The 22,441-nt window shown below is 72.7% G+C and carries 22 protein-coding genes and 1 pseudogene; 7 read left to right on the top strand and 16 right to left on the bottom strand.

All coding sequences use genetic code 11. The annotated features are described in order from the left end of the window. The first annotated feature begins 6 nt into the window (after positions 1-6). Together AB0C02_RS23645 and AB0C02_RS23640 are read left to right on the top strand one after the other, a co-directional pair. Positions 7-816 (top strand): enoyl-CoA hydratase-related protein, encoded by an 810-nt coding sequence (locus AB0C02_RS23645; RefSeq protein ID WP_357550969.1) that lies wholly within the window; start codon positions 7-9, stop codon positions 814-816. A gap of 124 nt (positions 817-940) precedes the next feature. Continuing rightward, positions 941-1,810, top strand: coding sequence for a hypothetical protein (locus tag AB0C02_RS23640; protein WP_357550968.1), 870 nt, complete (start codon positions 941-943; stop codon positions 1,808-1,810). A gap of 105 nt (positions 1,811-1,915) precedes the next feature. Here the strand turns inward: AB0C02_RS23640 and AB0C02_RS23635 are convergent, their stop codons facing one another. The 5 genes and pseudogenes from AB0C02_RS23635 to AB0C02_RS23615 form a co-directional block, all read right to left on the bottom strand. Next, positions 1,916-2,560: an MOSC domain-containing protein gene (locus tag AB0C02_RS23635; RefSeq protein ID WP_357550967.1), complete on the bottom strand. Its 645-nt coding sequence runs from the start codon at positions 2,558-2,560 to the stop codon at positions 1,916-1,918. Positions 2,561-2,650: 90 nt separating this feature from the next. Beyond that, positions 2,651-3,151, bottom strand: a pseudogene (locus AB0C02_RS23630) (carbohydrate ABC transporter permease); the annotation flags it as partial. Positions 3,152-3,254: 103 nt separating this feature from the next. After that, positions 3,255-3,533 (bottom strand): GlsB/YeaQ/YmgE family stress response membrane protein, encoded by a 279-nt coding sequence (locus AB0C02_RS23625; RefSeq protein WP_357550966.1) that lies wholly within the window; start codon positions 3,531-3,533, stop codon positions 3,255-3,257. 177 nt (positions 3,534-3,710) lie between these two features. Beyond that, positions 3,711-5,588, bottom strand: coding sequence for a translation elongation factor 4 (gene lepA / locus AB0C02_RS23620; RefSeq protein WP_357550965.1), 1,878 nt, complete (start codon positions 5,586-5,588; stop codon positions 3,711-3,713). A gap of 93 nt (positions 5,589-5,681) precedes the next feature. Continuing rightward, the gene (locus tag AB0C02_RS23615) at positions 5,682-6,218 is read right to left on the bottom strand and encodes a DUF4240 domain-containing protein (RefSeq protein WP_357550964.1); all 537 of its coding nucleotides are present in this window, start codon (positions 6,216-6,218) and stop codon (positions 5,682-5,684) included. Positions 6,219-6,412: 194 nt separating this feature from the next. On the opposite strand from AB0C02_RS23615, the gene rpsT reads away from it, so the two are divergent. Next, positions 6,413-6,679, top strand: coding sequence for a 30S ribosomal protein S20 (gene rpsT, locus AB0C02_RS23610; RefSeq protein ID WP_357550963.1), 267 nt, complete (start codon positions 6,413-6,415; stop codon positions 6,677-6,679). 236 nt (positions 6,680-6,915) lie between these two features. On the opposite strand, the gene AB0C02_RS23605 is transcribed toward rpsT, so the two are convergent. From AB0C02_RS23605 to AB0C02_RS23585, 5 genes are all read right to left on the bottom strand, one after another. Then, positions 6,916-7,302, bottom strand: coding sequence for a hypothetical protein (locus AB0C02_RS23605; RefSeq protein WP_357550962.1), 387 nt, complete (start codon positions 7,300-7,302; stop codon positions 6,916-6,918). Then, complete coding sequence (gene holA, locus AB0C02_RS23600) at positions 7,299-8,279, bottom strand: DNA polymerase III subunit delta (protein ID WP_357550961.1); 981 nt, start codon at positions 8,277-8,279, stop codon at positions 7,299-7,301. Before holA ends, AB0C02_RS23605 begins: the two co-directional genes overlap by 4 nt. A gap of 142 nt (positions 8,280-8,421) precedes the next feature. Continuing rightward, entirely contained in the window at positions 8,422-10,818 is a 2,397-nt protein-coding gene (locus tag AB0C02_RS23595) for a ComEC/Rec2 family competence protein (RefSeq protein WP_357550960.1), read from the bottom strand. After that, complete coding sequence (locus tag AB0C02_RS23590; RefSeq protein ID WP_357550959.1) at positions 10,815-11,753, bottom strand: helix-hairpin-helix domain-containing protein; 939 nt, start codon at positions 11,751-11,753, stop codon at positions 10,815-10,817. Before AB0C02_RS23590 ends, AB0C02_RS23595 begins: the two co-directional genes overlap by 4 nt. Positions 11,754-11,920: 167 nt before the next feature. Then, positions 11,921-13,120: a citrate synthase gene (locus AB0C02_RS23585; RefSeq protein ID WP_357550958.1), complete on the bottom strand. Its 1,200-nt coding sequence runs from the start codon at positions 13,118-13,120 to the stop codon at positions 11,921-11,923. A 69-nt stretch (positions 13,121-13,189) separates the two neighbouring features. Between AB0C02_RS23585 and AB0C02_RS23580 the strand changes: the two genes are divergently transcribed. Beyond that, positions 13,190-14,323: a citrate/2-methylcitrate synthase gene (locus AB0C02_RS23580; protein ID WP_357550957.1), complete on the top strand. Its 1,134-nt coding sequence runs from the start codon at positions 13,190-13,192 to the stop codon at positions 14,321-14,323. Between the two features lie 24 nt (positions 14,324-14,347). Here the strand turns inward: AB0C02_RS23580 and AB0C02_RS23575 are convergent, their stop codons facing one another. The 5 genes from AB0C02_RS23575 to pepN form a co-directional block, all read right to left on the bottom strand. Beyond that, positions 14,348-15,211 carry a DegV family protein gene (locus AB0C02_RS23575; protein ID WP_357550956.1) on the bottom strand — a complete coding sequence of 288 codons (864 nt, stop codon included), beginning with the start codon at positions 15,209-15,211 and terminating at the stop codon, positions 14,348-14,350. Positions 15,212-15,259: 48 nt separating this feature from the next. Then, entirely contained in the window at positions 15,260-15,889 is a 630-nt protein-coding gene (locus tag AB0C02_RS23570; RefSeq protein WP_357550955.1) for a histidine phosphatase family protein, read from the bottom strand. Continuing rightward, complete coding sequence (gene rsfS, locus AB0C02_RS23565; protein ID WP_357550954.1) at positions 15,886-16,290, bottom strand: ribosome silencing factor; 405 nt, start codon at positions 16,288-16,290, stop codon at positions 15,886-15,888. Before rsfS ends, AB0C02_RS23570 begins: the two co-directional genes overlap by 4 nt. 107 nt (positions 16,291-16,397) lie before the next feature. Next, on the bottom strand, positions 16,398-16,997 hold the full coding sequence (gene nadD / locus AB0C02_RS23560; protein ID WP_357550953.1) for a nicotinate-nucleotide adenylyltransferase: 600 nt from the start codon (positions 16,995-16,997) through the stop codon (positions 16,398-16,400). 70 nt (positions 16,998-17,067) lie between these two features. Next, positions 17,068-19,584 carry an aminopeptidase N gene (pepN, locus tag AB0C02_RS23555; RefSeq protein ID WP_357550952.1) on the bottom strand — a complete coding sequence of 839 codons (2,517 nt, stop codon included), beginning with the start codon at positions 19,582-19,584 and terminating at the stop codon, positions 17,068-17,070. Between the two features lie 67 nt (positions 19,585-19,651). On the opposite strand from pepN, the gene AB0C02_RS23550 reads away from it, so the two are divergent. Further along, positions 19,652-19,870 carry a DUF397 domain-containing protein gene (locus tag AB0C02_RS23550; protein ID WP_357550951.1) on the top strand — a complete coding sequence of 73 codons (219 nt, stop codon included), beginning with the start codon at positions 19,652-19,654 and terminating at the stop codon, positions 19,868-19,870. A 10-nt stretch (positions 19,871-19,880) separates the two neighbouring features. Here the strand turns inward: AB0C02_RS23550 and AB0C02_RS23545 are convergent, their stop codons facing one another. Next, a complete protein-coding gene (locus tag AB0C02_RS23545) occupies positions 19,881-20,270 on the bottom strand; it encodes a hypothetical protein (RefSeq protein WP_357550950.1) in 390 nt (129 codons plus the stop codon). A 240-nt stretch (positions 20,271-20,510) separates the two neighbouring features. Here AB0C02_RS23545 and AB0C02_RS23540 point away from each other — a divergent pair, with 240 nt between their 5' ends. Both AB0C02_RS23540 and AB0C02_RS23535 read left to right on the top strand, forming a co-directional pair. Further along, on the top strand, positions 20,511-21,758 hold the full coding sequence (locus AB0C02_RS23540) for a cytochrome P450 (RefSeq protein WP_357550949.1): 1,248 nt from the start codon (positions 20,511-20,513) through the stop codon (positions 21,756-21,758). Between the two features lie 121 nt (positions 21,759-21,879). After that, entirely contained in the window at positions 21,880-22,377 is a 498-nt protein-coding gene (locus AB0C02_RS23535; protein WP_357550948.1) for a DUF4383 domain-containing protein, read from the top strand. Positions 22,378-22,441 lie beyond the last annotated feature (64 nt).

Genomic DNA, 22,441 nt, shown 5'->3' with positions numbered 1-22,441 from the left:
CCCGGCATGACCTCTCCGGATGCTCTCGTGCGGGTCGCCACGGCGCGTGGGGTGACCACCCTCACCCTGGACAGCCCGCACAACCGCAACGCCCTCTCCACCCTGCTGATGACCGAGCTGCTGGCCGGGCTGGCCGCCGCGGTCGCCGACGACGCCGTCCGGACGATCGTGCTGGACCACACCGGCCCAGTCTTCTGCTCCGGGGCCGACCTGAAGGAGACCGCCGCCGCGTACGCCAGCGGGACGGTGCCGGCGGGCATGCTGGGCGACGTGCTGGTGGCGGTGCGGGAGTGCCCCAAGCCGGTGCTGGCGAAGGTGGCCGGGCCGGCCCGGGCGGGCGGGCTGGGCCTGATCGCCGCGGCCGACCTGGCGGTCTGCGCCGAGGAGGCGACGTTCGCGTTCACCGAGGTCCGGATCGGGGTGATCCCGGCGGTGATCTCGGCAACCGTGCTGCCCCGGCTGCACTCCCGGGCCGCCGCCGAGCTGTACCTGACCGGCGACACCTTCGACGGCCGGCGGGCCGCCGAGATCGGCCTGGTCACCGCCGCCGTGCCGGCGGAGGAACTGGACGAGGCGGTGGCACGCTACTGCGCCTCGCTGGTGCGAGGCGCGCCGAAGGCCCTCGCCGGCGCCAAGGAGCTGCTGCGCCGGCCGTCCGCCACCGACCTACGGGCGGAGATCGCCGAGTTGGGCGCCGTTTCCACCGGGTACTTCCTCTCCGACGAGGGCCGGGAGGGCGTGGCGGCGTTCCGCGAAAAGCGATTGGCAGGATGGGTGGCCGCTGTCGACGGTGGTCCGGCAGAGAGCGCGAGCTAGGACCGGACACCGGGACGGGCGGGTGCGGTCGGTGGCCGGTCGGTGACACGTCGGGAGGAGGCCGGTCGGCCGACCCGGACCACCCGTCGGGAGACGTACGCTGGTCGGACTGTCGGGGCAGGAGGTGCGGGTGCGAACTCGGACAGCGATCATGGCAGCTGGTGTGGTGGTGGCCGTGGCGGCGCTGCTCGGCATCTGGTTCGTCACCAAGCAGATCGGGCAGCACCTTCGCCTTCCGATGATGGCCAGCCGCACCTGCACGGTGCAGGCCGACGGCGAGGTCGTGCTGAGCGCCGAACAGATGGCCAACGCGGCCACCATCGCGGCGATCGGCGCACAGCGGCGGATGCCCGAACGGGCCGTGGTGGTGGCGCTGGCCACCGCCTACCAGGAGTCGCACCTGCGCAACATCGCGCACGGCGACCGGGACTCGCTGGGCCTGTTCCAGCAGCGCCCGAGCCAGGGCTGGGGCACCCCCGAGCAGGTACAGGACCCACGCTTCGCGGCGAACGCGTTCTACACCGCGCTGAAGAAGGTCAAGGGCTGGGAGAAGATGCGGGTCACCGAGGCGGCCCAGCGGGTGCAGCGGTCGGCCTACCCCGAGGCGTACGAGAAGTGGGCGGACGAGTCCGAGGTGCTCACCCGCGCATTGCTCGGCCACGCCACCGGCGCGGTGGCCTGCACGGTCGGCTCGACGCCCTCGATGCGCGGCCCGGCCGCGGCGGCCGCCCTGGTCGAGAGCCTGGCCCTGGACTGGGGCCTGCACGACCTCACCGCGCCAACCGACCTCACCGACTTCACCGTCCCGGCGACCAACAGCCGAAACGGCTGGCGGTACGCGCACTGGCTGGTCTCACACGCCGACGACCACGGCGTGAAGCTGGTCCGCTTCGGTGACCTGGAGTGGACCGCCAAGCACGGCACCTGGGACAGGGTGCGCGACGGCCGGGCGGCCTCGACCGAGGTGCTGGCGGAGGTCTTCGCCGACACCTGACCGACCGGGCCGGCCTGATCCGCGGCCGGTGCCGGCCTGCTGCCCCCGGGGCCGGGTGTCGGCCCGACCCGAGCCGGGGTCGGCCGCGGAGGCGGCAGCACGGGGTCAGGAGCGGGCGGCGCCGAGCCGGCGGCGGATCTTGTCCCGGAGCGGCTCGGGCAACTCCGGCACGTCGAGCAGCCGGGGCAGCAGCGCGGGCTCCAAAGTGGTCGCCCGGAACACCTCGCCGATGGTCACCCCGTGCGCCGGCCGGTCCACCACCTCGACCGGGTCGCCCGCGCCGGCCTCGCCCTCCCGCAGCACCCGCAGGTACGCCCCGGGCGCGGCCCGGACGGTGAACCGCTTGATCAGATCGGGCACGCCCCAGAAGCCGGCGAACGTGGTGCACGGGGTGCGTGGCTTGGTGACCTGGAGCAGGGCGGAGCCAACCGCCCACCGCTCCCCGACGACCGCCCCGGTGACGTCCACCGCGTACGTGGTGAGGTTCTCGCCAAACGCGCCCGGTCGGAGGGCCCGGCCCAGCTCGGTGGCCCACCAGCCGGCGTCCTCCTCGGCGTAGGCGTACACGGCCTGGTCGGGGCCGCCGTGGTGGGCGCGCTCCCCGATGAAGTCGCCGGCCACCCCGTCGAACCGGATCGACACCGGGCCGTCGACCGGCCGCTTGTCGATCCCGCTGCGGCCGCTCGCGTCGCCCGCCCACTCCGCCTCGGTAACCACGCCGAGGTTCACCGCAGCCAGCCTGCCTGTCATGGCAGTGAGCGTACGGACCCCCGCCGCCCCCGCCGAAACCGCGTTAACAGGGGCCCCTGCTCTACCGCAGGCGTTAACAAGGGCCCCTCCTTACCCCTTCACGGCGCCGGCGACCAGGCCGGCGACCATCCGGCGCTGCACCAGCAGGAAGAACACGATCACCGGCAGGGTGAACAGCGTGGAGGCGGCCATCACCGAGCCCCAGGCGGTGTCGTCCCGGCCGAAGAAGAAGGTCATCGCCACCGGCAGGGTGTACCGGTGCTGGTCGTTGATGAAGGTCAACGCGAAGATCAGCTCGTTCCAGGCCGTGATGAAGGAGAAGATGCTGGTCGCCACCAGGCCGGGCGCCACCAGCGGGAAGAGGATCCGGCGGAAGGTCTGGACGCGGTTGGCCCCGTCGATCGCCGCGGCCTCCTCCAGTTCCTTCGGCACCGCGGCCACGAAGCCGCGCAGCATCCAGACCGCGAACGGCAGCGAGAAGCCGAGGTAGGTCAGGATCAGGCTGGGCAGGGTGTTGTAGAGCCCGAGCCGCTGGATCATCAGGAAGAGCGGGATGACGTGCGACCGTATCGCAACACCCATCGATGCGACAGGAGTGCCGGCCAGGCGAATCTGATGCGGTCAACCGGACCTCCGGACGCCGACGGGGCGCCCGACCTGACGGTCGGGCGCCCCGCTGGGCGCGTTTCGGGGGTCAGTAGCGCGAGACGCCGCGCCGGCGGCCCACGCCGGACACCAGGGCCACCGCGATGGCGGCCAGCACCACCTGAAGCAGCAGCTCACGCCAGTCGATGCCAGCGGTGTCGGCGAAACCCCCGGCCCGAGCGAGCACGGTGCCGAGCAACGCGGCCCCCACACCGATCACCATGTGCAGCCAGATCGGCATTCCCTGGCGCCCCGGAACGACCAGGCGACCCAGAGCGCCGATGATCAGACCAACGATCAGCGCGGAGATGATGCCCGTGATGGTCATGGTCGTCTCCTCCCAAGAAGTTACCCACGTCCTGCGTGGTTCCTGTCGTGACCGGTAAGTTCCCGGGCCGCGGAGAACCCAAACCGACGGGTACGCGAAACGGCCGGCGCCCCGCGCGCGACCCGGGGTACGGGTCACCATGGCGGGGCGCCGGCCGTGCGTCGGCGGACGGTGCGGCTACTTCTTGCCGGCGGGCTTGCCGTCTCCCGAGTCGGAGGAGAGCGCGGCGATGAAGGCCTCCTGGGGGACCTCCACCCGGCCCACCATCTTCATCCGCTTCTTGCCTTCCTTCTGCTTCTCCAACAGCTTTCGCTTACGGCTGATGTCACCGCCGTAGCACTTGGCGAGCACGTCCTTGCGAATGGCGCGGATCGTCTCCCGGGCGATCACCCGGCTGCCGATGGCGGCCTGGATGGGCACCTCGAACTGCTGGCGCGGGATCAGGGTGCGCAGCTTCGCCGCGATCGTGGTGCCGTAGGTGTACGCCTTGTCCTTGTGCACGATGGCGCTGAACGCGTCCACCGGCTCGCCGTGCAGCAGGATGTCCACCTTGACCAGGTCGGACGACTGCTCGCCGGCGGGCTCGTAGTCCAGCGAGGCGTACCCCTTGGTACGGCTCTTGAGCTGGTCGAAGAAGTCGAAGATGATCTCGGCCAGCGGCAGGGTGTAGCGCAGCTCCACCCGGTCGGCGGAGAGGTAGTCCATGCCCAGCAGGCTGCCCCGGCGGCCCTGGCAAAGCTCCATCACCGCGCCGACGTAGTCGTTCGGGGTGAGCACGGTGGCCCGCACGGTCGGCTCGTACACCTCGGCGATCTTGCCGGTCGGGTACTCGCTCGGGTTGGTGACCACGACCTCCTCGCCGTCCTCCTGGATGGCCCGGTAGACCACGTTCGGGGCGGTGGAGATGAGGTCGAGGTTGAACTCCCGCTCCAGCCGCTCCCGGATGATCTCCAGGTGCAGCAGGCCGAGGAAGCCGCAGCGGAAGCCGAAGCCGAGCGCGCCCGAGGTCTCCGGCTCGTACGTCAGCGCGGCGTCGTTGAGCTTGAGCTTGTCCAGCGCCTCGCGCAGGTTCGGGTAGTCGGACCCGTCGATCGGGTAGAGGCCCGAGTAGACCATCGGCTTCGGGTCCTTGTAGCCGCCGAGCGCCTCGGTGGCCGGCCGGGAGTTGATGGTGACCGTGTCGCCGACCCGGGACTGGCGGACGTCCTTCACGCCGGTGATCAGGTAACCCACCTCGCCGACGCCGAGCGCGTCGGCCTTCACCATCTCGGGCGAGATGACGCCGATCTCCAGCAGCTCGTGCACCGCGCCGGTGGACATCATCTTGATCCGGTCCCGGGCCTCGATCTTGCCGTCGATCACCCGGACGTAGGTGACCACGCCCCGGTACACGTCGTACACCGAGTCGAAGATCATCGCGCGGGCCGGGGCCTCGGCCGCACCGACCGGCGGCACGAACTGCCGGACGATCTCGTCCAGCAGGTACGGCACGCCCTCACCGGTCTTGCCGGAGACCTTGATGCAGTCCGCCGGGTCGCCACCGATCAGGTGGGCGAGCTCCTCGGCGTACTTCTCCGGCTGGGCGGCCGGCAGGTCGATCTTGTTGAGCACCGGGATGACGTGCAGGTCGTTCTCGAGCGCCAGGTAGAGGTTGGCCAGGGTCTGTGCCTCGATGCCCTGCGCGGCGTCGACCAGCAGGACCGCGCCCTCACACGCCGCGAGGGACCGGGACACCTCGTAGGTGAAGTCGACGTGGCCCGGTGTGTCGATCATGTTGAGCACGGCGGCCTCGCCGGCCCGGTCGCCCTCCCGGATCGTCCACGGCATGCGTACGGCCTGGCTCTTGATCGTGATGCCGCGCTCGCGCTCGATGTCCATCCGGTCGAGATACTGGGCGCGCATCTGCCGGGGGTCGACCACGCCGGTGAGCTGCAGCATCCGGTCGGCCAGGGTCGACTTCCCGTGGTCGATGTGAGCGATGATGCAGAAGTTCCTGATCCGCGCCGGGTCGGTGGCACCAGGAGCGTTCGCGCCGGGATCGAGCGTCGGTGGCACAGCAGTCCGTTCTGGTCGGCTGACGTGAGCGGGCCGACACGACGCCGGCCCCCTCTATGCTCCCACGTCGCCTGGGACACCGGTCCTCCCCGGTCACTCCTGCGGTGGCTCCAGGAACAGGGCGGCGAGCCGGGGCAGCCGCCGCCGCGCCTCTTCCTCGTCGTCGAAGTCCCAGAAGTCGTTCAGGTCGGGTACGGGAACCGGGTCCCGGTCCGCCGGCAACTCGGCCGCGGTCGCCGTTCGGTACGCCTCCCAGGGCGCCGCCAGCATGTCCTCGCACTCGAACTCCTCGCCGCTGAGCGCCGCGGCGCGGACCTGCGGCAGCTCGGCGAGGGAATCCGGATCGGCGACCGCCCGGGCGAAGACCGCCCGGCCCTGGGTCATCAGCCAGCCCCGGAAGTACTCGAAGCCGTCGTCCGAGGCACCCCCGTTGATCAGGTACGCCGCACCCCACAGGTCGACCCGGTAGGACGCGGCGAGCACCCGCTGCTGGTGCTGGGCGTACCCGACGATCTCCGCCGGGTCCCGCTCTGCGAGCAGGGCGACCGCGCGGGCGGCGACCGCGTCAGACTCCGCCCCGGCGCCGGTGCGGGCCTGGTCGATCAGCTGCCAGAAGTCGTCGGTCCTCATGGCCTGGCAGTCTGGCAGAGCGGACCGACACGCCACCCCGCGCCGCACGGTTGGCCGGCCGTCCGGAGCGGCTGGGCCTGAGCCGTTTTGGCTCGCCCGAGCCGACCTGGTAGCCTGACTTTTCGCGCGGCGATGACGCATGCTCGTCGAGCGCGGAAGCAGACCAACCCGAGCTATCAAGACGAGGCTGTCGCGTGGCGAACATCAAGTCCCAGATCAAGCGCAACCGGCAGAACGAGAAGCGCCGGCTGCGTAACAAGTCGGTCAAGTCGTCGCTGAAGACCGCCATCCGGAAGTTCAACGAGGCTGCCGAGGCTGGCGACACCGAGCTGGCCACCACCCTGATGCGGGATGCCTCCCGCAAGCTGGACAAGGCTGCCAGCAAGGGCGTCATTCACGCCAACCAGGCGGCCAACCGGAAGTCGGCGATCGCCCAGCGCGTCGCCTCGTTCTCGGCCTGACGAGCGCCCTCAGCGTTGACCGGAAGCCCCCGGGGTACCCACTCCGGGGCTTCCGGCTTTCGGTGTTTCCGGGGCCGCTGTCTGCGTGCCGGGGCCTTCGGCCCGTCCCGGCTCCCGGCCCTGGGCGGCTGACCGGCGTTCGTAGCCGGTTCGATCCGTGTCCGCGCGAATATGACTCAGAGACATATTGCTTCTGACTCATGAGCCTCCCGCGAGGCGCGCGACCAGCGAGTCCGTCAGCGGAACGGCTCCCCGCGCCGGTCCGGCCAGCGCTCCCCCGCCGACGGTACGCGGGCCCGCCCGACCACCGGCTCCATCTGCCGCCGGAAGCGGTCCCGCTCCTGCTCCGGCACCTGGGCTGCGGTACGGATCACCACCTCGGCGACCAGGTCGTTGAGCTTCACCATCGCCGCCACCACGGCCGGCAGCATCGGCACCGCCCACCAGCTGACCAGCTCGGCGAGGGCCAGCAGCAGGGCGAGCGCCACCGCCCCCTCGAAGAAGAGGAAGCAGAGCACCCCGCCCGGGTTGACGAAGCGCAGCCCGAGCACCCGGGCGTAGAGCGGACGGCACCGCTCCTCGCCGGTCGGGACGGTCACCCAGGACCGGGCTGTTCGGGTCACCGCGCCCCGCCCTGCCGGGCCGCGGCGACGGCGAACACCGCCCGCTCCAGCGCGTACGCCCGGTCGTCGGCGCCTCCCTTGACGGCCGCGTTGCACTCGGCGGCCACCCGCATCGCCTCGACCAGACCCTCCGGGCTCCAGCCCCGGCTCTGCCGCTGGGCCCGCTCGATCTTCCACGACGGCATGCCCAGGCTGCTGGCCAGCTGATACGGGCTGCCCCGTCCGGCGGAGGCGACCCGGGCAACCGTACGCACGCCGTCGGCGAGCGCGTCGGCGATCGGCACCGGGTCGACGCCGACGTGCAGCGCCCAGCGCAGCGCCTCCAGGGCGGCGGGGACGTCACCGACCATCGTGGCGTCGGCCACGGTGAAGCCGCTCACCTCGACCCGGCCCCGGTAGTAGCGGGCCACGGTGTCCGCCCCGATCCGCCCGTCGGTGTCCGCGACGAGCTGCGAGCTGGCGGCCGCCAGCTCCCGCAGGTCGGTGCCGACCGCGGCGATCAGGGCCTCGGCGGCGTCCTCGGTGCACTTGCCCCCGCTGGCGCGGATCTCGTCCCGCACGAAGGCGACCCGATCCCGGTGCCCCTTGAGCTTCGCCGCCGGCACCACCGTCGCGCCCGCCGCGCGCAGCCCGTCGGCGAACGCCTTGCCCTTCGCGCCGCCCAGGTGCAGCACCACCAACTGCACGTCGGGGTCCGGGGTCTTCGCGTACGCCAGCAGCGCGGCGACGAGGTCCTTGCGGGCGTCCTGGCCGGACCGGAGCACGAGCACCCGGTGCCCGCCGAACAGCGACGGGCTGAGCATCTCGGCGATCTCCCCCACCGTCAGCGAAGCGGCCTGGTACTCGCGGACGTCCACCCCCGGGTCGACGCCGCGAGCGCGGGCGACGGCTTCGGTGACCGCGCGCGTGGCGAGCAGCTCCTCGTCACCGAGAACGAGCAGAATAGGGGGCAGGCTGGCGGGGGTCACGTCGCCCATACTCGCACGGCCTTCGGCCGGATCGTGCCTGCTCATCCGTGACTGTGACGCCACAGCCCGCACTCAGCGCAAATCCAGACATTTGAGTCGATCCACCTTATACCCCAACAAGGCAGCTCGAACTCCGTATCGCCTTCGCGTTCTACCGCTCCGGACGGGCACCTCGCGCGACCACCGCGAGCCCGCGCCCGTCCCGTACCACTGCCAGGTCGCCGTCCGTGTCGGTCCGCAGCACGCGGGCGCCGGCGCCGGACAGGCGGGCGAGCATCCCCGGGTTGGGGTGCCCGTAACCGTTGTCGACCCCCACCGAGACCAGCGCCACGGCGGGACGAACCGCCGTCACGAACTCCGGATCCTGGTAGGCCGAGCCGTGGTGGGCGACCTTCAGCACCTCGGCACGAAACGCGTCGGGCGGAGCATGCTCCAGCATCGCCCGCTGTTCCTCGGTCTCGGCGTCGCCGGACAGCAGGATCCGCACCCCGGCCACGCTGGCGGCCAGCACCAGGGAATTGTTGTTGGGGTCGGACCGGGTGCCCCGCAACAGGTACGGCGGCCCGAGGACGACCAACTCCACTTCCCCGGCCCGCCAGCGCCAACCCACCGCCGGGGTGATCACACCGGCCGAGCCGGCCCGTGCGGCGAGACCCACCTGAAATGACCCGTAGGTCGGTTCCGACCACTGCGGGGTCAGCACCTCCGCCACCCGGCGACCCCGGAACACCCCGGCGATCCCGGCCACGTGGTCGGCGTGGAAGTGGCTGACGACCAGCAGCGGAATCTCGCGTACGCCGAGCCGGCGCAGGCAGCCGTCCACCACCGCCGGGTCAGGTCCGGCGTCGACGACCACCGCCTGACCGGCGCCGACCGGCAGCACCAGCGCGTCTCCCTGCCCGACCGAACAGGCGACCACCACCCAGCCCGGCGGGGGCCAGCCGCTCGCCAACAGCCGAACGGGCAGCGTGCCGAGGAGCGCCGCGGCGGCGCACACCGCGACGAGCCGCCGCAGCACCCGCCGCCGGGCGGCGAGCAGCAACGCCACGGTGACCCCGGCCAGCAGCAGGGCACCCGTCACCCCGCTCGGCCAGGGCAGCGTCCCGGCCGGCAGTGCTGCCCCGTACCGGGCCACGATCACCAACCACCAGGCCGGCCAGCTCGCCAACCAGGCGGCGAACTCGGCTCCGGCCGGCCAGACCGGCGAGACGACGGCGGCGGCCACACCGAGCACGGTGGCGGGCGCGATGGCCGGCACCACCAGCAGGTTCGCCGGCACCGCGACCAGGCTCACCGTCCCCGAGATGCCGGCGATCACGGGGCCGCAGGCGACCTGCGCGGCCGCCGGCACCGCCAGCGCCTCGGCCAACCCGGGCGGGACGCGCCGGCGGCGCAGGGCGTCCCGCCAGCCCGGGGCGAGCAGCAACAGCCCGGCGGTGGCGAGCACGGACAGGGCGAAGCCGACGTCCCTGGCCAACTGCGGGTCGACCAGCACCAGCACGGCGACCGCGGCGCAGAGCGCGGGCAGCGCGGCGCGGGGTCGGCCGGCGGCGAGCGCGGCCAGACCGATCGCACCCATGGTGGCGGCCCGGAGCACGCTCGCCTCCGGCCGGACCAGGACGACGAAACCGATCAGGGCCAGCCCGCAGAGCACGACGGCCACGCCGGGACCTACCCGGGCCCACCGGGCGAGCAACAGCACCGCGCCGACGATGATCGCGACGTTCGAGCCGGAGACGGCATTCAGGTGCGTCATCCCGGTGACCCGGAAATCCTCCTCGACGGCGGGCGCCAACCGGCTGGTGTCCCCGACGACCAGCCCGGGCAGCAGACCGCCCTGCTCGTCGGGGAGTGGTTCGCAGGCCCGCTGGAGACCGGCCCGGAGCGCGCCGGCAGCCCGCTGGAGCCACGGCGGCGGCCCGTGCGGCGCGGGCGGACCGGTCGCGATGAGCACCGCTGCGGTCAGGTCCCCACCGCGGGGAGCGGCCAGCCGCCCCTCGGCGGTCAGCCGCTGACCGGGTAGCAACCCGCGCCATGCCGGATCGGTGGCCAGCACCAGCACTCGGGCCGGCGCGGTCACCCGTCGGCCGTCCCGGGAGGTGAATCGAACGAGGTCGGCCCGCACGAGCAGGGTGGCCGGCCGGCCGGCGGCACCCCGGGTCGGCCGTGGGTCGTTCCGGACGACCAGCTCGGCGTCGACCACGGCCCGCGCATCCACCAACTCTCGTATCGGGGCCGCGTCCCGGACGGCGAGCCGGGCGGCGGTCGCGGCCGCGCCGCAGACCAGGCCGAGCAGCACGGCGACGGCGATCCAGCCGTACCGACGGGCCGTGCCGGCGGGCCGGCCGAGGAGGCCGAGGAGGTGGGCACCGGTGAGCAGGGCGAGGCCGGCCGCGACGGCGGCCAGCACGCCGGCCGTCGTCGCGGTGAGGTGCAGCGCGGCCAGGGCTGCGAGCCAGGCGGCCACGGCCAGCCCGGCCAATCGCAGGTCGAAAGCCGCCGAACCGCTGGCCGGGCCGGACGCATCAGCGCCGGTCTGCCCGGTCACACCGTCACCAGGTCCTTGAGCTGTTCGTACCGGGTGTCGCCGATGCCCGAGACCTGGCGCAGGTCGGACACCGACCGGAAGGGCCCGTGTTGTTCGCGATGGGTGATGATCCGCTGAGCGAGCACCGGACCGACCCCGGGCAGGGTCTTGAGCTGGTCCGAGGTGGCGGTGTTGAGGTCGACCAGCCCACCCGGTGCCGCGCCGTCGACCGCCGGCCCCACCGCCGCGCCCGGCTGCCCGGCTGCGCCGGGTGGCGCGGTGACACCGACCAGGATCAGCTCCCCGTCGGCCAGCTTGCGGGCCGGGTTGAGCAGAGCCACGTCCACCCCGGGCAGTGCGCCGCCGGCCGCCTCGACGGCGTCGCCAACCCGCGCGCCGGCCGGCAGCCGGACCAGCCCGGGACGGCGTACCTTGCCGGCGACCGCGACCACCACCTCGCCGCTCGCCCCGGCCGGTGCGGCCGGGGTCGGCTGCGCCTCGTCCGGTGCGGTGGCCGTCGACACCGGTCGGACCGGCTCGGCCTGCGGCCGGGACCGCCAGGCCCAGACCCCGGCGACCAGCACCACGACGGCGGCGACGACCGCGAGGGCCCGGACCCCTCGCCGGCCGGGGTCGAAGGCGCCCGGACCGGGCAGCCGGGAGAGCCGTCCCGGACGGGGCGACTCCTGCTCGGGCTCGGCAGCGAGGGTGGCCTCGGCGAGCCCGGCCGCAATCGGCATCGAGGCGTCCGATTCCATCAGCGCCGAGCTCGGCACCGGCCCGGCTGCGGGCGCCACGCTCGCGTCGGACTCCCCCGGCACAGCATGCGGCCCCGCGTCGCGCCGCGGCGCAGCCGGGACCAGATCGAAGGTCGGCCAGGCCGGCTCGTGACGCGATCTCGGCTGGAACAGCAGGGACAACCGCCGTCCCACCAGGCTCTCCTCGTCGTCTGACACGACGCGAGGCTAGGCCCGACCGGTGGTGCGCTCAGGTCCGGATGTTCGTCCTGTGGACGGAGCGCCGCCCTGTGGACAGACGCCTGATCATGCCCTTGGTGTGCTAGCAGGCGGGGCGGCGGACCGGGCGGAATCGCCGCACGCCGCAGTCAGCCCGGGGAAGGAGTTCACGCGGACGCGGGGGGTGGCCCGGTGTAGCCGCTGTTCCACCGGAACCGGTTGCCCGGCTGGGCGTACTCCTCGATAACGTGCGCGATCCAGCCCGCCGTCCGGGCGACCGCGAAGATCACCTCACCGGCGCCCGGACCCATGCCGGTCGCATGCGCCAACAGCGCGACGGCGAAGTCGACATTGGGCAGGGCGGCCCGTCGCGCCGCCGTGTCGATCAGGTCGTCGACGGCTCGCCGTAGCTCACCCGCGAGCGGCAGCTCCGCAACGAGATCGAGGAGGACCGCTCCGCGCGGGTCGCCGTCCCGGTACAACGGATGCCCGAACCCGGGCAGCCCACCGGTCCGGAACCATTCGGCGATCGCGGCCGACGTCCCCTCCCGCAGCGCCGCCTCGATCATCCGGTAGACGCTGGTGCCCACGGCTCCATGCATCGGCCCGTCCAGCGCGCCGAGGCCCGCCAGCACCGCCGCGTAGGGGTTCGCCCGGGTCGAGGCCGCTACCCGTACCGCGATGGTCGAAGCGGCCAGGTCATGATCGGCGAGTAGGACGAGCGCGGCGTTGAGCGCCCGGAGGCCGGCCACGGTCGCCGGCTCGTCCGTCAGCCGCCGCCACAGGCGTGCCGCCAGGCCGTCGTCGGGAGCTGCCTCGCCGGCGGGCGGCAGGGCCTCGACCATGGTGGACAGCAGCGCGGGCGCGAGAGCCGTCACGGTGGCGGGCGCCAGGTCGAAACGCAGCGGATCCATCGCGGCCGCGACGGCGACGATCACCGGCAGCCGGTCGAAGAGCCGGGCCTGGGCCGGCAGGTGGCTGCTCGCCCGTCTCGCCCGCTCGATGGTCTCTGCGGACGCCGCAAAGGGCGTCGCGTGCCGCTCTCCCGTCCAGAGCCATCGCGCGACCTCCTCGAACGGCGTCATCGGCGCCAGCTTCGCAGCATCCAGCCCTCGGTAGTGGAGCCGCCCGTACGCGATCAGCGTCGTGGCGGTCCGCATCGCCGGCGCGGCATCGCGTTCCGGCCGGGTCGCCTGGGTGCGGGCTGCCAGCCGCTCGACGTCGGCCAGCCGAAATCGGCTGATCCGCTCGCCAGGCACCTTGACCCTGTCAAGCAGCCCTCGGCTGACGTACGCATAGACCGTCTCCGGCTTGATGCGCAGGCGATGCGCCACCTCGTTGGTCGTCAGCAGTTGGTGCTCGGACATGTGGTCATGCTCTCATATTGACTGGATCAATGTTGACCAGCACCGTACGGCGGCGTGACGCTGCCCGGCATGGCTGACACCATCACCGCTCCCCGGGGGCTCGCCGGCGTCGTCGTCACCGACACCACGATCGGCCGCGTCCGCGGACGCGAGGGCTTCTACCACTACCGGCAGTACTCCGCGATCGAACTGGCCGAGCGCCGAACGCTGGAGGACGTCTGGGCGCTGCTGATCGACGGCGCCCTGCCGCAGCGGGACAAGACGCTCCAGCAGGAGATCGCCCCGCTGCGCCACATCCCGCCCGCCGTCGCCGCCGCGCTGCCCGGCATCGCCGCGGCCTCCCGCTCGCAGGACCCGATGAGCGGGCTGCGCGCCGCGCTGGCCGTCGCCGGCCTTGCCGACGGAGCCCGCCCGCTGTACGACACGCCGCCAGCCGAGCGTCGGGCGCAGGCCCTGGCACTCTGCGCCCTCACGCCCAGTCTGCTGGCGGCGTTGTACCGCCTGCGCGCCGGCCTGGAACTGATCGAACCGCGCGACGACCTGTCACACGCGACGAACTACCTCTACATGATCAGTGGCGAGGAGCCGTCCGAACCCCACGCCCGGGCGATCGAGCGCTACCTCATCGCGACCGTGGATCACGGCTTCAACGCGTCGACGTTCACCGCCCGCGTCATCGCCTCCACCGGCGCTGACATCTACGCCTGCATCGGCGGAGCACTCGGCGCGCTCTCCGGCCCCCTGCACGGCGGAGCTCCCAGCCGGGCCCTCGACACCCTCGACGCCATCGGCTCGATCGACCGGGCCGATTCATGGTTGCGCTCGCGCATCCTGAACGGCGAGCGGATCATGGGGTTCGGGCACCCGATCTACCGCACGGAAGACCCGCGGTCACGCATGCTCAAGGGGATCGCCCAGGACCTCGGCGGGGATGTGGTGGACTTCGCCGTGGCCGTCGAGGAGCGGGTCCTGTCGTTGCTGGCGGAGCTGAAGCCCGGTCGGGAACTGCACACCAACGTGGAGTACTACGCCGGCGTCGTGATGCACCTGTGCGGCTTGCCTCGGGAGATGTTCACCCCGACCTTCGCCACCAGCCGCGTCATCGGGTGGTGTGCGAACGTGCTGGAACAGGCCGAAGACCAGAAGATCATCCGGCCGGACTCGCGGTACGTCGGCCCCCACCCGCCCCAGCCGCTGCCGTGAGCGCGAGCGGTCGGTCCACTGTCCTCACCTCGCCTCGGGGTCGAGGCGACGGTGGATCACCACGCAGGCCAGCCCGGGACCGGCGTGGGCCCCCACCACCGCACCGGCCTCGGTGACGTACGTGTCGTGCAGCCGGTCGCCGAGGCGCTCGGTCAGCGCCGCCACCAACTGCTCGGCGCGCTCGGGTGCGGCGAGGTGGTGCACGGCCAGGTCCAGTTCGGCGTCGCCGACCGCCTCGACCGCCAGGTCGACCAGGCGGGCCAGGCCCCGGCCGGCGGTACGCACCTTGTCCCGCACCACGATCGCGCCGTCCGGCATGAACAGGATCGGCTTCACCGACAGGGCGGTGCCGAGCAGTGCCTCGGCCGCGTTGATCCGGCCGCCCCGGCGCAGGAATTCCAGGGTGTCCACGTAGAAGAAGATGGTGGTCCGCTCGATGGCGTCGACCGCCGCCTGGCGTACCCCGGGAAGGTCCGCGCCCTCGGCGGCGGCTGCGGCCGCGGCGAGCACCGGGAAGCCCAGGCCCATCCCGGTGGAGCGGCTGTCGACCACGGTGACCCGGTCACCGACCTCGGCGGCGGCCAGCCGGGCCGCCTCCACCGTGCCGGAGAGCTCGGCCGACAGGTGCACCGAGACCACCCCGTCGGCGCCCTCGGCGAGCAGCTCGCGATAGACCTGCGCGAACTGCTCCGGGGCGGGCCTTGAGGTGCTCGCCGCGACCCGCCGGCCACGCAGCGCCCGGGTGGCGTCGTCGGGGAAGACCTCGACCCCTTCCAGCCCCTCCACGCCGTCGAGCACCACGGTGAGTGGGACGACGGTGAGCCGGTGCGCGCGCACCAGCTCGGGCGGAAGGTAGGCGGTGGAGTCGGTGACGACCGCGACGGGCATGACCGGCACGCTAGTCGATGCCGGGGCGGCACGCCCGGACCGGCGGACTCAGACCGCGTCGGTGAGCGCCGGCAACGTGATCAGCCCCACGTTGTGGGCCCGCAGGTGCCAACCACGCACGTCGTCGTGGCGCAGCTCGGTCCAGTGGCAGTTGGCCAGCGAACCAACGCTGCGCAGCACCGCGTGGTCCCAGCCGAGCAGGTGCCCCACGCCCTGCCGGGCGCCACCGCCGTGCGTGGTCACCACCACCGTGCCGCCGACGGCCAGGTCGGCCGCGTCCTGGAAGGCGACACCGAGCCGCTTGCCCAGGTCGTCGAGGGTCTCGATGCCGGCACCCGGATCCGGGTCGCCGGCTCGCCAGCGGGCGTACTCGTCGGGGAAGCGCTCGGCGACGTCGGCGAGGGCGAGGCCCTGCCACTGGCCGAAGTGGCGCTCGCGCAACCGGGCGTCGGTGCGTACCGGCAGCCCGGTTGCGCGAGCGAGGGCGGCGGCGGTGTCGGCGGCCCGGCGCAGGTCGCTGGCGACGATGGCATCCGGGCGCAGCGCGGCCAGCACGGGCGCGGCGGCGCGGGCCTGCTCACGGCCGAGGTCGTTCAGCGGTACGTCGCTCTGGCCCTGGACCCGGCCGGTGGCGTTCCAGTCGGTGTTGCCGTGCCGCCAGACGATCAGGCGGGTCATTCCGCGCTGGCGGTGCCGGCGGCCGAGTCGGCCAGGTCGCGGTCCTCGAACCGGATCTGGGGGCAGTCCTTCCAAAGCCGGTCCAGGGCGTAGAACTCGCGCTCCTCGGTGTGCTGCACGTGCACCACGATGTCGACGTAGTCGAGCAGCACCCACCGGCCGCCCCGCTCGCCCTCGCGCCGGACCGGCTTGGCCTTTTCCGGCAACTCCAGCAGGCGCTCCTCGATGGCATCGACGATGGCAAGCACCTGGCGCTCGTTCGGAGCGTCGGCCAGCAGGAACGCGTCGGTGATGGCGAGCTGGTCGCCCACGTCGATGATGACGATGTCCTGCGCCTTCTTGTCGGCCGCGGCCTGGGCAGCCGCCATCGCCAGCTCGTGCGCGCGTTCGGAAACTGTCACCGTTCTCCTTCGATCAACCGTGCGACCCTGCAAGCCTCTCACACCCGGCGCCGCAACGACCTGTCAGTTCTGGCCGGTTACGCGGACAAACGCCCATGTTCCGGGTGTTATCCCCGCTGGTAGAGGCGCCGTTTGGCGATGTACTGCACCACACCGTCCGGCACCAGGTACCAGACCGGCTCGCCCCGGGCGACCCGCGCCCGGCAGTCGGTCGACGAGATCGCCATCGCCGGGACCTGCACCAGGCTGACCGTGTCCGCGGGAAGGTGCCGGTCGGACAGCTCGAAGCCGGGGCGGGTCACCCCGATGAAGTGGGCCAGTTCGAACATCCGGTCCACTTCCTTCCAGGACAGGATGCGTTCCAGGGCGTCCGCGCCGGTGATGAAGAACAGCTGCACCTTCGGGCCGTACTCGGCACGCAGGTCGCGCAGCGTGTCGACGGTGTAGGTGGGGCCACCCCGGTCGATGTCGACCCGGCTCACCTGGAAGCGCGGGTTGGAGGCGGTGGCGATCACCGTCATGAGGTAACGGTCCTCGGCCGAGCTGACCGGCTCGTCCGCCTTCTGCCACGGCTGGCCGGTGGGCACGAAAACCACCTCGTCCAGGCCGAACCGGTCCGCCACCTCGCTGGCCGCGACCAGGTGCCCGTGATGGATCGGGTCGAAGGTGCCGCCCATGATGCCGATCCGCCGGATGTCTTCCTCCACCCCGTGATCGTAGGCCGGGACCGGAACGTGGCCCGACAGGGCCGTCAGCGGCGTCCCGGCCGGGCTGTCGTCAGGCACCGACGGCGGCCACCGCCGTCCGGGCCACCAGCGCGCGCCGCAGGTCGTCGTCGAGGTCGACGACCCGCCGGCGCAGGCCGGCCGTGAGGTCGTCGCGGGCCAGCAGCTCCGCGGCCAGGTCACGCGTCCGCTGTGTCACGGCGTAGCGGGGGAAGGCCAGGGCCGCGACCCGGTCGGCCACCCAGGGGGTACGCAGCCGCGCCGCCGCCGGCATGTCGGCGAAGTACCGCTCGACGTAGCCAGCGGTCAACTCGGCCTGCTCCGGCTGCCAGAAGCCCTCGGCGGTCGCCTCCACCAGGCGATTGGAGAGCTCGGTGTTGTGGGTGACGATCTCCCACGCGGCCCGCTTGGCGTCGCTGTCGGGCAGGGCTGCCCGGCAGCGCGCGGCCCGCTCGGCGCCGGTGGCGCTGCGGTCGGCGGCCGCCTCGGCGGCGATCTCCGGCTCGCCGGCCGCGCCGAGCACCACCAGCCGATACAGCAGCGCCCACCGCAGGTCGGCGTCGACCGCGAGCCCCGCCGGGACCTCCCTGCCGGCCAGCCAGCCGGCGAGCAGGCCGATGTCGGTGGTGGCGCCGATCAGGCCCCGGGCCGCGGCGAGTTGCAGCGAGCCGCCGGCCGGGGCGCCGGCCAGCAGCGCGGCGCAGGCCCCGGCGACCCGGAACAGGGCCGCGTCCCGGGCCAGCGGCTCCAGGTAGCGGTCGATCAGATTGCGGCTGAGGATGAGCACGTCCTCGGCGATGATCACTTCGGTCTCCGCCGGCAGCGCCGCCGCGATGAGCGCGACCAGCGCGACCACCGGGCGCTCGCCGTCGGTGGCGGCATCCAGGGCCTCGCCCCAGAGCAGCGCCCGGGCCAGCGGATCGTCCAGCCCGGGGAGCAGCGTCGGCACCGCGTCCGCCGAGGCCGGGTCGAGCCGGATTTTGGCGAAGGTGAGGTCACCGGCGTTCGGCAGCAGCAGGCCGGTGGCGGGCTGCCCGATCAGCTCGGTCAACTCGGTGCGGCCCTGGTCGGCGTCCGGGTTCAGGTCGACCTCAAGGCGGCGCACCGGGACGTCGGCGGCGTACCGGGCCACCCCGATGCGGTGCGGGCGCAGCACCGGGTACGCCTCCGGCGCGGTCTGCACCACCGCCGCCTCGGTCCACCGACCGTCGGCGCCCACCGCCGTCACCATCCGCAACGTGTTGACCTGGCTGCGGCGCAGCCAGCGCTCGGCCCAGTCGGCCAGGTCGCGTCCGCTCGCGGCGGCGAGACTGCCGAGCAGGTCGGCGAGGGTGGCGTTGCCGAACCGGTGCTTGGCGAAGTGGGCGTTCAGGCCGGCGAGGAAGGCGTCGTCGCCCACCCAGGCGACGAGCTGGCGCAGCACGCTGGCGCCCTTGGCGTACGAGATGCCGTCGAAGTTGAGCAGGGCCTGGGCGGCGTCGGCCACCTCCTCGGGCGCCACCGGGTGGGTGGAGGGGCGCTGGTCGGCCGCGTAGCCCCAGGCCTTGCGGCGCATCGCGAAAGTGGTCCACGCCTGGCCGAAGCGGGTGACCTCGGCGGTGACCCGGGTGCCCAGATATTCGGCGAAGGACTCGTTCAGCCACAGATCGTCCCACCAGCGCATGGTCACCAGGTCGCCGAACCACATGTGCGCCATTTCGTGGGCGATGGTGGTGGCCCGCAACTCCCGCTGGGTGTCGGTGACAGCGGAGCGGAAGATGAGATCGTCGCGCAGGGTGACCAGGCCCGGATTCTCCATCGCGCCGGCATTGAACTCGGGCACGAACGCCTGGTCGTACTTGCCGAACGGGTAGCGCTCGGCGAAGAGCTGATGGAACCGGTCGAGGCACTGCCGGGTGACGGTGAAGATCTCCTCCGCGTCGGCGTCCAGGTGTGCGGCCAGCGAGCGTCGGCAGTAGACGCCGAGCGGGATGCCGTCGTGCTCGGCGCGCCGTACGTGCCAGGGGCCGGCGATCAGCGTGAAGAAGTATGTGGCCAGCGGCGCGGTGGGCACGAATTCCCAGCGCCCGGGCGCCGGCCGGCCGGCGACCTGCCCGTTGGCCGCGACGGTCCACTCCGGCGGCGCGGTGACCGAGAGGGTCACCGGGGCCTTGAGGTCGGGCTGGTCGAACGCGGCGAAGATCCGCTGCACCTCGTCGAGGAAGGACATCGCGTAGAGGTAGGTCTCGCCGTCGGCCGGGTCGACGAAGCGGTGCAGGCCCTCGCCGGTGTTGGAATAGGCCATCTCGGCGCTGACGGTCAGCGTGTTCGCCGCAGCCAGCCCGGTCAGCGGCAGCCGGTTGTCGTCGAGGACGGCCGGATCGAGGTCCCGGTCGTTGAGGCGCACCCCGAGCAGTCGCGCGGGTTTGACCTCCGCGAAGGTGTCGGCGCCGGGGGTCGCCCGGAACCGGACCGTGACGGTGGAGCGGAACCGCTCGCCGTCACCGGTCAGGTCAAGGTCCACCTGATAGGACTCGACAGTAATCAACGCGCCACGCGTGGTCGCCTCTACACGGGTCAGGCTCGGCATCCGATTATCCTGCCCGATGGGGATCCGGACGGATGCCCCGGTGACGCATGACTATGGAGGAACAAGGATGGGTCAGCACCCCAAGGGCGACTTCGACCTCTCTCGGGCGGTCTGGCAACGGGCCGAGGGCGACACGTCGGAGAGCGCGGTCGAGGTGGCATTCGTCGACGACCTGATCGGGATGCGCAACTCGGCCGAGCCGAACGGGCCGGTGCTGGTCTTCACCCAGGCCGAGTGGGACGCGTTCGTCGCGGGCGCCCAGGACGGCGAGTTCGATCTGGACTGAGCCCCGGTGCTCAGTCACCGTCGCCCCAGCCGAGGCCGCCCGGACCGGGCGCGTGGTGGAAGCCGGGATGGCCGGCCACGTCGGTGCAGCGCTCGCCGTCGGGGCCGACCGCCCCGCAGAACAACCGCTCCGCGCGGTGCCAGGCGTCGGCCGGGGAGAGGGCCGCCGCGCCGAGCGTCAGCTCCGGGCGGAGCAGGCTCAGCGCCTCGGCGTACGTGACGGCCAGCTCGCGGGCGGCGGACGAATCGGCCGCCTCGAAGCCGAGGTGCACGGTGAAGAACCGGCGCGGACGGACCTCGGCCCGCCGGGGTGGGACGATCAGCGGCTCCTCGCGGGTGCCGCGGCGCAGGCCGAGCCCGGTCACCGCCCGCCGCCACTGCGTCGCCCTGTCGTTGCGCATGCGTCCTCCTCGCCACCGCCGCCGGTGCCGAGCCGACGGATCCACGACCGGCCCACCGCCGGGCCGCCAGCCCAGGAAACCAGGTTTTCCGCGCCGTGGGAGGGGCCAGCGCCGTTCTTCGCTGGCCCCTCCCACGGCGTTCCGGATGTGCCACAATCACCGGCTGACCTGCGGAGACCGGATTCGCCCGGCTCTCGGTGGGTAGTAGCGGAGGTCGCCGAGCCGCCTCAGGAGCAGCCGATGAGCGCCATTCCCACCGACCCCAGCCCGGACAGCACTCTGGCGTTCCTACGCGAGGGGTACCGGTTCATCGGCGACCGCTGCGACCAGCACGGCAGCGACATCTTCCAGACCCGGCTGATGCTGGAGCCGACCATCTGCCTGCGCGGTCGTCCGGCCGCGGAGCTGTTCTACGACGCCGATCGGTTCGTCCGGCACGGCGCCATGCCGATGCGGGGGCAGCGCACCCTCACCGGGATCGGCGGCGTACAGGGGCTCGACGACGCGGCGCACCGGGCGCGCAAGGCGATGCTGATGTCGATCATGACCCCCACCGCGATCCGCCACCTCGGGCAACTCTTCGACGACGAGTGGCGGGCCCGCGTCCCGGTCTGGGCGGAGTCGGGTCCGGTGGTCCTGTACGACGAGGTGGGCCGAATACTGGCTCGGGCGGTCTGCGCCTGGGCGGGCGTGCCGCTGGCCGACCGGGACGTCGCGCCCCGCACCGACGACCTGCACGCGATGATCGACGCCCCGGCCGCGGTCGGCCTGCGATATTGGCGCGGGCTGGTCGGCCGCCGCCGGGCCGAACACTGGATCGGCGACCTGATCGAGCAGTTCCGGCGCGGCACGCTGGCCGCGCCGGAGGGCAGCGCGCTACGGGTGGTCGCCGAGCACCGGGACGCACCGGGGCGGCTGCTGCCTCGTCGGATCGCGGCGGTCGAGCTGCTGAACGTCATCCGCCCCACGGTCGCGGTCGACCGGTTCGTGGTCTTCGCCGCGCTGGCCCTGCACGACCATCCCGGGTGGCGGGAACGCGTACGCGGCGATGCCCCGGCCACGGAGAGCTTCGTGCACGAGGTACGCCGCCACTCCCCCTTCTTCCCGATGGCGGCGGCCCGGGTGCGCCGTCCCTTCGAGTGGCAGGGGCACCACTTCCCCCAGGGCCGCCGAGTGCTGCTCGGCCTGTACGCCACCAACCACCATCCGCGGCTCTGGCCCGAGCCGGAACGGTTCCGGCCGGAGCGGTTCACCGGCTGGCGGGGCGACCCGTTCAGCCTGATCCCGCAGGGCGGTGGGAACCATTTCACCGGGCACCGCTGCGCCGGCGAGTGGCTCACCATCGAACTGATGAAGCGCGCGGTCACCAACCTGACCGGCACGATGAGCTACCGGGTCCCACCGCAGGACCTGTCGGTCGACCTCGGCCGCCTGCCCGCCCTGCCGCCCAGCGGATTCGTCATCGACGGAGTACGCCGGATCGAGTGATCGTCTCGCCACCTCGGCCCGTGCCCGATTCGTCATTTCACTGCGGGAGCGCCCCGGCCCGATCACACAATGAGTGGGGCTGCGCCGCCCCGGCGGCGGGCGATCCACGGAGGTGACAGCGATGGCACGTGACGTACGCCGACCCGCGACGTTGACGAATGGCCCGACGCGCGCTCCGACCCGCCCGGCGGTCCAGAAGGTCGCCCTCGCGGTGGCCGTCGTCTTCGTGCTGATCGGCATCCTCGGCTTCCTCCCCGGCGTCACCACGCACTACGGCGAGTTGGCGTTCGCCGGCCACCACTCGAAGACGAGGCTGTTCGGCCTGTTCCAGGTGTCGATCCTGCACAACCTGCTGCACCTGGTCTTCGGGCTGATCGGGCTGGGGCTGGCCCGTCAGCTGGCCGGCGCGCGGCTGTTCCTCGCCGGCGGCGGCGCCGTCTACCTCGTCATCTGGATGTACGGCTTCTTCGTGGACCGGGAAGGCGTGGGAAACTTCGTGCCGTTCAACGACGCCGACAACTGGCTGCACCTCTTCCTCGGCTTCGGCATGCTCGCCCTGGGGCTCCTGACCTCCAACAAGGCTGGCACCGGCGGGCGGCTGGACAACCCGCTCGAATGACCCTGACCCGCGACGTCACCAGGGCCGACGGCTTTGCCGAGCGGGCCGCCCCGATCGGCGCCCG

This window comes from Micromonospora sp. NPDC048999, assembly GCF_040649295.1.
Lineage (GTDB): Bacteria > Actinomycetota > Actinomycetes > Mycobacteriales > Micromonosporaceae > Micromonospora.
This window is presented reverse-complemented; position numbering and strand designations above follow the sequence as displayed.

Coding starts and splice junctions, on each gene's coding strand:
- AB0C02_RS23540 (WP_357550949.1), top strand. CDS start 20,511: ATGAGCGCCATTCCCACCGACCCCAGCCCGGACAGCACTCTGGCGTTC.
- AB0C02_RS23580 (WP_357550957.1), top strand. CDS start 13,190: ATGGCTGACACCATCACCGCTCCCCGGGGGCTCGCCGGCGTCGTCGTC.
- AB0C02_RS23550 (WP_357550951.1), top strand. CDS start 19,652: ATGGGTCAGCACCCCAAGGGCGACTTCGACCTCTCTCGGGCGGTCTGG.
- AB0C02_RS23645 (WP_357550969.1), top strand. CDS start 7: ATGACCTCTCCGGATGCTCTCGTGCGGGTCGCCACGGCGCGTGGGGTG.
- AB0C02_RS23545 (WP_357550950.1), bottom strand. CDS start 20,270: ATGCGCAACGACAGGGCGACGCAGTGGCGGCGGGCGGTGACCGGGCTC.
- AB0C02_RS23585 (WP_357550958.1), bottom strand. CDS start 13,120: ATGTCCGAGCACCAACTGCTGACGACCAACGAGGTGGCGCATCGCCTG.
- AB0C02_RS23535 (WP_357550948.1), top strand. CDS start 21,880: ATGGCACGTGACGTACGCCGACCCGCGACGTTGACGAATGGCCCGACG.
- holA (WP_357550961.1), bottom strand. CDS start 8,279: ATGGGCGACGTGACCCCCGCCAGCCTGCCCCCTATTCTGCTCGTTCTC.
- AB0C02_RS23635 (WP_357550967.1), bottom strand. CDS start 2,560: ATGACAGGCAGGCTGGCTGCGGTGAACCTCGGCGTGGTTACCGAGGCG.
- AB0C02_RS23575 (WP_357550956.1), bottom strand. CDS start 15,211: ATGCCCGTCGCGGTCGTCACCGACTCCACCGCCTACCTTCCGCCCGAG.
- AB0C02_RS23570 (WP_357550955.1), bottom strand. CDS start 15,889: ATGACCCGCCTGATCGTCTGGCGGCACGGCAACACCGACTGGAACGCC.
- AB0C02_RS23615 (WP_357550964.1), bottom strand. CDS start 6,218: ATGAGGACCGACGACTTCTGGCAGCTGATCGACCAGGCCCGCACCGGC.
- pepN (WP_357550952.1), bottom strand. CDS start 19,584: ATGCCGAGCCTGACCCGTGTAGAGGCGACCACGCGTGGCGCGTTGATT.
- AB0C02_RS23625 (WP_357550966.1), bottom strand. CDS start 3,533: ATGACCATCACGGGCATCATCTCCGCGCTGATCGTTGGTCTGATCATC.